Consider the following 11,109-nt stretch of genomic DNA (forward strand, 5'->3'; position numbering starts at 1 on the left):
CTGCAGGGGGGACCCTGTGGGAGAGTAGGACGCCGCCGAACAAATATTACAGAAACCCCCGTACCGGGAAACCGGTCACGGGGGTTTTCTGCGTTTAGGGTCTTTGTTATGCGCTACGACCTGATTATTTTCGACAATGACGGTGTCCTCGTGGACAGCGAACCGATCTCCAACACCCTGCTGGCCACTTATCTCACCGAGCTGGGGCACCCCACCTCGTACGAGGACTCCCTGCGTGACTACATGGGCTCCGCCATGCATCGCATCCACGACCTGGTCCTGGAACGCACGGGCCGGCGGCTGCCGGACGACTTCGACGACGTGTTCCACGCGCGGGTCTTCGCGGCCTTCGAGCGGGAACTGAAGCCCGTCCCCGGGGCTGGGCAGGTGCTGGAGAAGCTGGCCGCGGACGGCGTGCCGTACTGCGTGGCCTCCTCCGGGAGCCATGAGCGGATCCGGGTCGGACACCGGACGACAGGGCTCGACCGGTGGTTCGACGAGGACCGGATCTTCAGCTCGCAGGACGTCGGGCGGGGCAAGCCGGCCCCCGATCTGTTCCTCCACGCGGCCGAGCGCATGGGCGTACGGCCGGAGAGATGTGCCGTCGTCGAGGACAGTCCGCTGGGCGTGCGGGCGGCCAACGCGGCCGGGATGGACGTGTACGGGTTCACGGCCATGACGCCGGCCGACAGACTGAGTGGCGCCACCCAACTCTTCTCCGACATGGGGGAGTTGACTGACCTGCTGGTATGACGGCACCCACCGTCGGGCGCTGACATTTGTCATGCCGAGCTCCGGACGATCGTTTCTGTCGGCGGGTGGGGTCCGACCGCGAAGCTGAGTACATCGGAACGGGACGTACACAGCGACGACGGAGGGACCCGATCATGAGCATCACCGCCACCGGGATCAGCACCGGAGAGACCGCCACCGCTGCCACGGCGGTCAGCGCGACGGCACCGGCCGGAGCCGCCGGTCCCCGGCCGAGCTTTCTGCCCCTGATCGTGGACGTGGCGGTGCCCGTCGGTTCGTACTACCTGCTCAAGAACGGGTTCGGGATGAGCACCATGGCGGCGCTCGGCTGGAGCAGCGTCGTGCCGGCCGTGCGGACCGTGTGGAGCGTGGTCAAGGAGCGCAAGGTCAACGCCCTGGCCGGGCTGATCCTGTTCGTCAACGTGGTCGGACTCGCCCTCAGCCTGGTCGCCGGTGACCCGCGGCTGATGCTGGCGAAGGACAGCGGGGTCAGCAGCGCGATCGGCATCGGGGTCCTGCTGTCCGTGAAGCTGGGGCGGCCCATGATGACGCAGGGGATGAAGCCGTTCCTCGTGAAGGGCGACGCGGCGAGGAGCGCGGCCTGGGACCGGCTGGCGGCCGGCTCCGAGCGGTTCCGGACAGCCGAGCGGACCTTCTCGCTGGTGTGGGGCACGGTGCTGCTCGGTGAGTGCGTCGCGCGGGTCGTGGGCGCCTACACGCTGCCGATCGACACGATGGTCTGGCTCGGCACCGTCGTCATGATCGCCTCGATGGTCCTCGCGTTCATGATCAGCGCCCGCTTCGCCGTCGTACCGATGGAGAAGATGCTGGAGCGGGAGCTCGCCGCCGGGGCCCGGACGGACGGCTGAACGACCCCCTCCACAACCCTTCTCCGAAGAGATGAGCAAAATTCACCTTCGGCTTGATCTACCCACGGGTAAGCCGGGGCCCTACGCTCGCCGCCATGACAGATGTGCTGCGGCGCGGTAGGGCCTCTTTGGCGTTCAGCTTTTTCGCACAGGGTGCCGCCTTCGCGCTGCTCGTGACGCGTATCCCGGCCATCCAGGACCGCTACGGGATATCCGACGCCCTGCTGCCGGCGTTCCTGGCGGCCGTCCCGGTCCTCGCCGGGGTCGGCAGCGTCACCACCGAGCACCTCGTCAAGCGCATACGCCCCAGCCGCGTCCTGCGGTGGTCGCAGCCGGTCGTGCTGCTGGCCCTGCTCGGGGTCGGCGCCGGTGACCAGCTCGTCGAGGTCGCGGTCGCCCTGGCCGCCTTCGGCCTCGCGGTCGGCGGTCTCGACGCCTCGATGAACATGCTCGGGGTGAGCCTCCAGCGGTCGTACGGGCGCAGCATCATGCTCGGCTTCCACGCCGCGTACAGCCTGGGCGGGATCGTGGGCGCCTCGCTCGCGTGGGCCGGGGCGCACTGGCATCTGCCGCTCTTCATGTCGTATCTGCCGGTCGTGCTGGTGCTGCTGCCGCTCGCCCTGGTGGGGAGCCGGTGGTACGTCGACGGCGGCGCGGCTCCGGGCGGGGTGGAGGACGGGACGGTCGAAGCGGGTGCCGGTGCCGGTCCGCTCGTCTTCAGGCTGCTGCTGCCGCTGTGCCTGGTGATGACGTTCGCCTACATCGGGGACTCGACGGTCTCCAACTGGAGCGCGAAGTACGTGAAGGACGTGCTGGGCGGTTCGGAGCAGATGGCGACCGTTCCGTACAACGTCTACATGGTGATGACGCTGGTGGGACGGGCTGTCGGGGACTTCGGGGTGCGGCGTTTCGGGGCCGTCGCGGTGGTGCGGCTGGGAGCCGTGCTCGCCGCCCTCGGGTTCGGTGTGGTGGCCCTGGCTCAAGGGGCAGGGGTGGGCATGCTCGGGTTCACGCTGCTCGGGCTCGGGCTGTGCGTGATCGTCCCGCAGACCTTCGCCGCCGCCGGAAGGCTCTTCCCGGGGGCGTCGGACACGGCGATCGCGCGGCTCAACATCTTCAACTACGTCGGGTTCCTGATCGGGTCCCCGCTGGTGGGCGCGCTCGGTGACGCGTGGAACTACCGCGGAGCCATGCTCGTCCCGATGGTGCTCGTTCTGGCGACCCTCGGGTACGCCCGCTCGTTCGCTGCCGAACCGGACCGATACGGTGACATGCATGAGCGGCCGCGCACAGCTGATGTGGGACGAGGCAGTAACGGGGTATGACTTCGGTCCGGACCATCCGATGGATCCGGTCCGGCTCGCCCTGACCCGGGAACTCGTCGACGCCTTCGGGCTGGACCGGGACGTCGACGTCGTCGCGGCGAAGCCCGCCGGGGAGTCGACCCTGCGGCTGGTGCACCGCGAGGACTATGTGGACGCGGTCAGGGCCGCGTCCGCGCATCCGGAGTCGGCGGACCCTTCGTACGGTCTCGGAACCATGGACGATCCCGCGTTCGCCGGGATGCACGAGGTGTCCGCGCTGATCGCCGGGCAGTCCGTGGGGGCCGCGGAGGCGGTGTGGCGCGGAGAGGCGCTGCACGCGGTGAACTTCACGGGCGGGCTGCACCACGCGATGCCCGGGGGCGCCTCCGGGTTCTGTATCTACAACGACGCCGCGCTCGCCATCGCCCGCCTGCTGGAACTGGGCGCCGAGCGGGTGGCGTACATCGATGTCGACGTGCACCACGGTGACGGCGTCCAGGCGGCGTTCTGGGAGGACCCGAGGGTCCTGACGATCTCGCTGCACGAACATCCGCGGACCCTGTTCCCGGGAACCGGGTGGCCCGAGGAGACCGGGGCCGGCAGCGCGGAGGGCACGGCCGTCAATGTGGCGCTGCCGGCGGGCACCGGGGACGCGGGCTGGCTGCGGGCCTTCCACTCCGTGGTGCCCGAGCTGATCGCCGACTTCCGCCCGCAGGTGCTGGTCACCCAGCACGGCGCGGACACCCACTTCGAGGACCCGCTCGCGCACCTCACCGTCTCACTCGACGCGCAGCGGGCCGTACAGGTCGCCTGTCATGACCTGGCGCACGAGTACGCCGACGGGCGCTGGGTCGCGCTGGGGGGTGGCGGGTACGCGGTGGTGGAGGTCGTACCGCGCTCGTGGACGCATCTCGTGGCCGTGGCGGCGGGCCGTCCCATCGAGCCCGAGGCGGTGATCCCGGAGAGCTGGCGCCAGGAGGTCTTCGCCCACCTCCGGCAGCCGGCGCCGCGGCGGATGACGGACGGGCGGTGGCCGGTGTCGTGGAAGGACTGGGAGGCGGGCTACGACCCGGCGGACCGCCTCGACCAGGCGATCCTGGCGACGCGCAAGGCCGTGTTCCCCCTGCGGGGGCTGCTGCCGTAGATCGTTCCGACTGCGGATGCTGCTGCCGTAGATCCCACGGCTGGGATCACTAGGCCAACTGTGGGGCATACTCCCCATTTTGGGCATACGGTACGGCTGGATGCGTCAGCATCGCTGACGTGTTGAGCACCGGAGCTTTGCGTGCGCACCTGCTGGCCGCCCGGCTTGCCGGGCCCGTGGCCACCTCGCGCGAGGAGAGCCTGCGCAGTTACCGGCTCTTCGCCGCCCGCGACCCCCGTCTGCTGCTCGGACTCGATCCCGAATGGACCTGGCGCCAGCGGGATCTGATCGAGTTGATGGCCGACAAATGCGGAGTCTCGGCCGACCCCTCGCACACTTCGGGGCATGATGTGATCGACCCGGAGCGGACCCTGGCGGCCCTCGACGCCTTCGCGGAACGGCTCGCCGAAGCCGCCCGCCGTCGTCACCCTGTGCTTCTGGGCACGGGCCATCCGCACCGGCTGATCACCTTCTACGCCGCACTCGCGGACGCCCTGTCGTCGGCTGGATGTACCGTCCTCACCCCCGCGCAGGGTAGCTCTATCGACATAACGACCCGGTTCGGTCTACGCACGTACAACCTCGACTACGTACAAGGTGTCGCGCTGGTGCGCGAACCCGAGACCGGGCCCGCCGGTCGTGCGACCGGCGCGCACACCCACTCACCGCTCCCGGTTCGGACCGTTCTGGCCGCCGCGGCCGAGTCCGGAGGGCCCCTCCCGGAGCTCGTCATCGGAGACCACGGATGGGTCTGCGGGGCAGGTCAGCTGGGGTTCGAGGCCATCGGTCTGGCCGATACGGACGATCCCGCGCTGTTCGTCGGGGAGGCAGAGGGGCGGGTGTCCGTCGTCGTTCCGCTTGATGACGCTGTGCGGTCTGATTACTACCGACCGCTTACTCGCTATGTACTCAATCGAGCGTGTCTGTCACAGTAGGCGGCCGATGGCATCCCCTCTTCCCCACTCGCATCACCCGCCCCTACATTGGGGAGTGAGCACGCAACGACGAAGAGTCACCGGAAGGGGAAGCCGGTGACCGTCGAGTGCGGAAGGTTCAGGTGTGTCATGGCTGCAGGCGAGAGGCCTCTGAACGAGGTTCAGTTCCTTACCGTGGCGGAAGTCGCCTCGGTGATGCGAGTGTCGAAGATGACCGTGTACCGCTTGGTGCACAGCGGTCATCTGCCGGCGATCCGGGTGGGGAGGTCCTTCCGGGTGCCGGAGCAAGCGGTTCACGAGTATCTCCGCGAGAGCTATGTGGGGGTGGAGACCGCCTGACGGCGTTCCGGGAGACCGTTCGCGATCTCCCGGAAACACCTCGATTACGACCTCGGCTCTCGGACGGGTAGGCTGGCCCCTCATAGGTCGTGTGGGCCCATGCAGCCCAGCACCGAGTAAAGAGAAGTGAGCGAGGGTAGTCGTGGGCTCTGTTATCAAGAAGCGGCGCAAGCGGATGGCGAAGAAGAAGCACCGCAAGCTGCTCAAGCGCACTCGCGTTCAGCGTCGCAACAAGAAGTAAGCGACGCCGCGAAACGCGTACTGTGGCCTCTCACCAGCAGGTGGGGGGCCACAGGCATATCCGGCCGCGAAAAGGCCACTCGTAGGTCGGCGGGGGAGCCGGCGGAGAGACCGCGGAGCCGGCCGAACGTCCGTCGGGGTCGGTTCGGCGGTGTCGGCGCGGGCGCGCCGTGGCGGCGGTGGAAGACTTCTCCGCAGCGGTACCCGAGAAGAAGCAACCCGAAAACAGCTCGAATGTCGAACGTGTTCGGCCAGGTGTGCCGCGTACGTCTGTGGGCCGAATGGCTGGGTCTGGTCGTACGTCCATGGCTGTCGTCACTTCGTGCATCGGGCGGTCATCACAGCGCAACATCAACCGGCTAAGTTGGCCGCACACGGGGAACGCGGCAGGTACGAGCGGGGCTACGTCCAGTTCTGGAAGGAAGGCGCTGATCTTGGGGAAGGTCGTGCTCGTGACCGGGGTGGCCCGGCAGCTCGGGGGCCGGTTCGTACGACGGATCCAGCGTGACCCGCAAGTGGACCGGGTGATCGCCGTGGACGCGGTGCCGCCCGAGCACCACATCGGCGGCGCCGACTTCGTGCAGGCCGACATCCGCCAGCCCACCATCGCGCGGGTGCTCGCCGAGTACTCCGTCGACACGGTCGTGCACATGGACGTGACGGGCACGGCGCTGGGCTCCGGCAGCCGGACCACGGTCAAGGAGACCAACGTCATCGGCACCATGCAGCTCCTCGGTGCCTGCCAGAAGTCCCCGACGGTAAAGCGGCTCGTCGTGAAGTCCAGTACGAACGTCTACGGCTCGGCGCCGCGTGATCCCGCCGTGTTCACCGAGACCACCTCGCCCAAGTCGCTGCCCAGCGGCGGCTTCGCGAAGGACACGGTCGAGGTCGAGGGCTATGTACGCGGCTTCGCGCGCCGCAGGCCCGATGTCGCCGTGTGCGTCCTGCGGTTCGCCAACATCCTCGGCCCGAGCGCGGACTCGCCGCTCGCCTCGTACTTCTCGCTGCCGGTGCTGCCGACGGTGTTCGGCTACGACCCGCGGCTCCAGTTCGTCCACGAGGGCGACGTCATCGAGGTGCTGCGGCTGGCCTCGCACGAGCCGCAGCGGGGCACGCTCAACAGCGGCACGTTCAACATCGCCGGTGACGGCGTCCTGCTGCTCTCGCAGTGCGCGCGGCGGCTGGGCAGGCCCACGGTCCCGCTGCTGCTGCCGGCCCTGAGCTGGGCCGGTACGGCCGTGCGTACCCTGGGTGTGACGGACTTCTCGCCGGAGCAGCTGCGGCTGCTCACGCACGGCAGGGTGGTCGCGACGGTGCAGATGCGCGAAACCCTCGGATACCAGCCGAAGTACACGACGGCGGAGACCTTCGCGGACTTCGCCCACAGCAGGGGGCCCGGCCTCCTGCCCCCGGAGGCCGTTGCGGGGGTCGTGGACCGGATCGCCGCACTGTCCCTTCCGGGCGGTGGCCACCCCCCGACGCAGAGCGCCAACTGAGGAGCGCATCAACGATGCCGGACGCCAAGGTCATTCCGTTCGACGACGACCGCTCGCGGGGGGCAGCCGTGCAGCGCCCGCCGCGGCGCCGGGCCGGGGGGAGCCGGCGCAAGGGTGAGCCCGTGGTGGTACGCGAGGTCCAGCCCATGCCAGGACGGACCCTCCCGCAGGATGATGTTCCCGTGACGCATGAGGAACAGCCGCCCCGACAGCCCCAGCAGGGCGGTTCCGGCCTGGAGCAGCGCATCGCGGGAGGCCTGGCCTTCCTGCGCCGCCGGCTCACGGGCGACTACGAGATCGACGAGTTCGGGTACGACCAGGAGCTGACCGAGCAGGTCCTGATGTCCATGATCCGGCCGATGTACGAGAAGTACTTCCGCGTCGAGGTGAAGGGCATCGAGAACATCCCGTCCGAGGGCGGCGCCCTGATCGTCGCCAACCACTCGGGCACCCTTCCGCTGGACGGCCTGATGATGCAGGTCGCCGTGCACGACAACCACCCCGAGAACCGTCATCTCCGCCTGCTCGCGGCCGACCTGGTCTTCATGCTGCCGGTCGTCAACGAACTGGCCCGCAAGGCCGGTCACACCCTGGCCTGCTCCGAGGACGCCGAGCGGCTGCTGGAGCGCGGTGAACTGGTCGGGGTGATGCCGGAGGGCTTCAAGGGCATCGGAAAGCCGTTCAGCGAGCGCTACAAGCTCCAGCGGTTCGGCCGGGGCGGCTTCGTGTCGACGGCGCTGCGCGCGGGCACTCCGATCATTCCGTGCTCGATCGTCGGCGCGGAGGAGATCTACCCGATGATCGGCAACGCGAAGACCCTCGCGCGGCTGCTGGGATTCCCGTACTTCCCGATCACCCCGACCTTCCCCTGGCTGGGCCCGCTGGGCGCGATCCCGCTGCCCACCAAGTGGACGATCCAGTTCGGCGAGCCGATCCGTACGGACGGCTATCCGCCGGAGGCGGCCGAGGACCCGATGCTGATGTTCAACCTGACCGACCAGGTCAGGGAGCAGATCCAGCACACCCTGTACAAGCTGCTGGTACAGCGCAGGTCCGTGTTTTTCTGATCATGCAGTTACGATTCTGTTGATCATGTCCTGATATGCCTGTACGCAGATGGGGGCACCCTTCCCGAGAAGGGCGCCCCCATCGACGTACCGCGGTGGTCTGTCTGTCAGTCGCTGTTCTGTGTGTCGATGCCGAGGCCGGGCAGCAGGCCGGGCAGCAGGGGCGGCAGTGTGACGTCGGGTTCGCTCGTCGCACCGCTCTTGCTGCCGCTGGACGACGGGGAGGAACTGGTGTCGTCCGACGGTGGGTCGAGCAGGCCGCCGGCGTTGCCGCCGAGCAGACCCTCGCCGCTGCTGCCCGAACTGGACGGCTTGGGCTTGCCGCTGCTGTGGCTTCCGCTCGCGGAACCGCCGCTGGCGCTGGGCGACGGTGTGCCCGTACCCGGTGAGCCGGTGGACTCCTCGCTCCTGCCCCGGTGACGGCCGGTGCCCTCGGGGGCGGGCGTCGTGGGCAGCAGCGAGCGCAGCGGGGCGACCTCTTCGTCTATGGCCTCGAAGACCGACGAGACCTGGTCACCGACGTCGCCGAGCTGCACGGGCAGCCGGTCCCGCAGTGCGCCCCAGGCCTCGCGGTGTGACCGGGAGAAGGCGGACAGGGCCTGGATGGGGCCCAGTGAGCCGTCCCGTTCGTACGCCTCGTGCAGCAGCCGGTGGCCCTCGGTGGCGTCGTGCTGCATGCCGGACAGGGCGCGACGGACCTCGCCCAGGGACTCGTGGTCGAGGTGTCCCGAGCGGCCCCGCTCCATCAGCCGACGGGCCTCGCTCATGCGCGTCGAGGCCTGGTCGAGATAGAGCTCGCCCCGGTCGCTGTCGCCATGGGCGAGATCGAGCTTGATGTCCTCCATGCCGCGCTTGAGCCCGTAGAGCGAGTCGCCGGGCAGGGCGTCGGAGCTCGCGGCGGCCACACCGCCGAAGGCTCCGGCGGCCACACCGACGGTGAGCCCGCCCGCCGCGAGCCCCTTGGACAGCCGGGACCGGGGCCGCAGCTTCCCCAGCCCGGTCGCCCGGTGCGTCCCCTTGGCCCGGGACCGCTGCCCGGGCAGAGCACGGTCCGGACCCTCGCCTCCGGCGGCGGTGCCTTCCAGCAGCATGGCCTCCATCGCGGCGACGAGCTGGGCTCGCTGCACGATCTTGACCTCGGGGTCCAGCTCCGGTTTGGGCAGCTCGCCGAGACCCGTGGCGAGGGCCAACAGCAGCCCTTGCCCGGTCTGTTCCGCAGCAGCCCGGGACGGTGCCGACCCATCGGGCTGCTCGGCCGCCGTGCCCTGGTCGAACTCCTCCAGGGCCTGGGCGAAGGCGTCCGCCCGCCGGTGTGCCGATACGTTCGCGATCACTGGCGGCACCTCCTCTCGTCATGACGGTCGACTCCCCAGGGGGTCCTGAGGGTTGCACTCCCTGGCCGTATCCACACGATCGGGTGATCGGCGATGGCCAAGGCGTGACCACAGGGAGCCTGTATCCCGCACAACGAGCGTCACGGCACTTGGGTTACGGACGGCGGATGATCGGACCGCGAAGTCAACAGACTTTTACAGAAGGTGAGTTGGGCGTCGCTGAACGTGCGGACCGGCGCGGTCGGAGGCGGGTTCAGCGGACGTCGTCGGGCAGGAGTCGGGCCAGGGTGCGGACGGCCCGGTACTGGAGGGTCTTGATGGCGCCCTCGTTCTTGCCCATCACCCGGGCGGTCTCGGCGACCGAAAGACCCTGGAGGAAGCGGAGCGTCACACACTCCTGCTGCTGAGGGTTGAGCCGTCGCACGGCGTCGAGGAGTGCGGCGTTGGAAAGCGACTCCAGTACGGAGTCTTCGGGGGAGCGCTCGACCTCGTTGGCGTCGAGCATCTCGCCGGTGGTCACTTCCAGCCGGAAGCGGCTGGACTTGAAATGGTCGGCCACCAGATTCCTGGCGATGGTCACGAGCCAGGCGCCGAAGTCGCGCCCCTGCCAGGTGAAGGTGCCGATCCGTCGCAGCGCCCGCAGAAAGGTCTCGCTTGTGAGGTCCTCGGCGGTCGCCTTACCTCCAACCCGGTAGTAGATGTAGCGGTAGACGGTGTCGCTGTACTGGTCGTAGAGCCGTCCGAAGGCGTCGGCCTCGCCGGCCTGGGCGCGCTCCACGAGATCCATCATCCGGGCGCTGTCACTGTCCGCGGCCGGACGGCGTGCGGTGGTGGCCGAGCCTGAGCGGCCCCGCCTGCCGACCGCCGCGTTGCCGTCGGCCAGGGCATAGCAAGGTCCGACGGGCGCGGGGAGGGCGAAGGCGGGGACGGCGTACGCGGTGGGGACGAAGCCGCGCAAACGGTCCAGGACCGTTGCGCGCAGCGTAGCCAGGCCCGAGGCGTCAACCCCGACGTGTGAGTACACGGGACTCCCAGAGGCAGAGCTTCCATCACGTGCAGTGCGGGACCTTTCACCCGTCGTGGCGACGGAGGGGTACCGGTTTGCGTCTGAGGAGAATAACGCTTCGTACAGGCAGGACTACACCCAGTTGCTAAAATCACCGATTACGTCACTTCTTATGCGGATCGATGCCTGTTCAAGTACCGCACGGTGACCGCTTGTTGATCAGATCGGTTCAGATTCCGTCTGAGTGCGGAGCGTGTTGTGCCCGCCTGCGGCGGACATGACTGGGCCGCCCAGGGCGTGGGTAGGACTATGTGATTGCCTCACGGAGCGGCGCTCCCGTCCCAGGTCCGGACAGGTTTTCGCCCCCTCCGGCCCTACCCGACCCACCCCCGGGGCTCCGCCCCGGACCCCGCTCCACAAACGCCGGAGGGGCTGAACTTTCCGCGCCGGGGCCGGAAGGGCCACCACGACGCACTCGCAGCCGGGTACGCACGGGAGGGGACGTGCCGGTACATCGAATGCCCGCAGGCCGGACGGATCAGCACCCACCCGCACCCCGAAACGCCGCTGGGATCCGCCCGGATGCGGGCGGATGTACCGGCACGGCCCCGCCCCACCCACC

General features: G+C 69.0%; 11 protein-coding genes. 9 read left to right on the forward strand and 2 right to left on the reverse strand.

The genetic code is table 11. From position 1 onward, the window contains the following. The first annotated feature begins 108 nt into the window (after positions 1–108). From ACIQRL_RS40685 to ACIQRL_RS40725, 9 genes are all read left to right on the forward strand, one after another. Positions 109–753 (forward strand): HAD family hydrolase, encoded by a 645-nt coding sequence (locus ACIQRL_RS40685; RefSeq protein WP_401341381.1) that lies wholly within the window; start codon positions 109–111, stop codon positions 751–753. Between the two features lie 134 nt (positions 754–887). Next, positions 888–1,622, forward strand: coding sequence for a VC0807 family protein (locus ACIQRL_RS40690; protein WP_401341383.1), 735 nt, complete (start codon positions 888–890; stop codon positions 1,620–1,622). A gap of 95 nt (positions 1,623–1,717) precedes the next feature. Then, positions 1,718–2,947: an MFS transporter gene (locus tag ACIQRL_RS40695; RefSeq protein ID WP_401341385.1), complete on the forward strand. Its 1,230-nt coding sequence runs from the start codon at positions 1,718–1,720 to the stop codon at positions 2,945–2,947. Then, positions 2,898–4,070, forward strand: a complete 1,173-nt coding sequence (locus ACIQRL_RS40700) for an acetoin utilization protein AcuC (protein ID WP_401341387.1) — start codon at positions 2,898–2,900, stop codon at positions 4,068–4,070. Before ACIQRL_RS40695 ends, ACIQRL_RS40700 begins: the two co-directional genes overlap by 50 nt. Positions 4,071–4,189: 119 nt before the next feature. Further along, entirely contained in the window at positions 4,190–5,005 is an 816-nt protein-coding gene (locus tag ACIQRL_RS40705; protein ID WP_401341388.1) for a phosphatase, read from the forward strand. Between the two features lie 129 nt (positions 5,006–5,134). Further along, positions 5,135–5,344 carry a helix-turn-helix domain-containing protein gene (locus tag ACIQRL_RS40710; RefSeq protein WP_093781815.1) on the forward strand — a complete coding sequence of 70 codons (210 nt, stop codon included), beginning with the start codon at positions 5,135–5,137 and terminating at the stop codon, positions 5,342–5,344. Positions 5,345–5,486: 142 nt separating this feature from the next. Next, on the forward strand, positions 5,487–5,585 hold the full coding sequence (locus tag ACIQRL_RS40715; protein ID WP_003948845.1) for a 30S ribosomal protein bS22: 99 nt from the start codon (positions 5,487–5,489) through the stop codon (positions 5,583–5,585). Between the two features lie 433 nt (positions 5,586–6,018). Continuing rightward, a complete protein-coding gene (locus tag ACIQRL_RS40720) occupies positions 6,019–7,080 on the forward strand; it encodes an NAD-dependent epimerase/dehydratase family protein (protein ID WP_261704804.1) in 1,062 nt (353 codons plus the stop codon). Positions 7,081–7,094: 14 nt separating this feature from the next. Further along, entirely contained in the window at positions 7,095–8,147 is a 1,053-nt protein-coding gene (locus ACIQRL_RS40725; protein WP_401341390.1) for a lysophospholipid acyltransferase family protein, read from the forward strand. Positions 8,148–8,254: 107 nt separating this feature from the next. Here the strand turns inward: ACIQRL_RS40725 and ACIQRL_RS40730 are convergent, their stop codons facing one another. Together ACIQRL_RS40730 and ACIQRL_RS40735 are read right to left on the reverse strand one after the other, a co-directional pair. Next, a complete protein-coding gene (locus ACIQRL_RS40730; RefSeq protein ID WP_401341392.1) occupies positions 8,255–9,481 on the reverse strand; it encodes a DUF5667 domain-containing protein in 1,227 nt (408 codons plus the stop codon). A 253-nt stretch (positions 9,482–9,734) separates the two neighbouring features. Beyond that, positions 9,735–10,505 (reverse strand): ECF subfamily RNA polymerase sigma factor, BldN family, encoded by a 771-nt coding sequence (locus ACIQRL_RS40735; protein WP_037627370.1) that lies wholly within the window; start codon positions 10,503–10,505, stop codon positions 9,735–9,737. Positions 10,506–11,109: the final 604 nt, after the last annotated feature.

The sequence above is a fragment of the Streptomyces sp. NPDC091209 genome, assembly GCF_044757755.1.
In the GTDB taxonomy this organism is placed as follows: domain Bacteria; phylum Actinomycetota; class Actinomycetes; order Streptomycetales; family Streptomycetaceae; genus Streptomyces.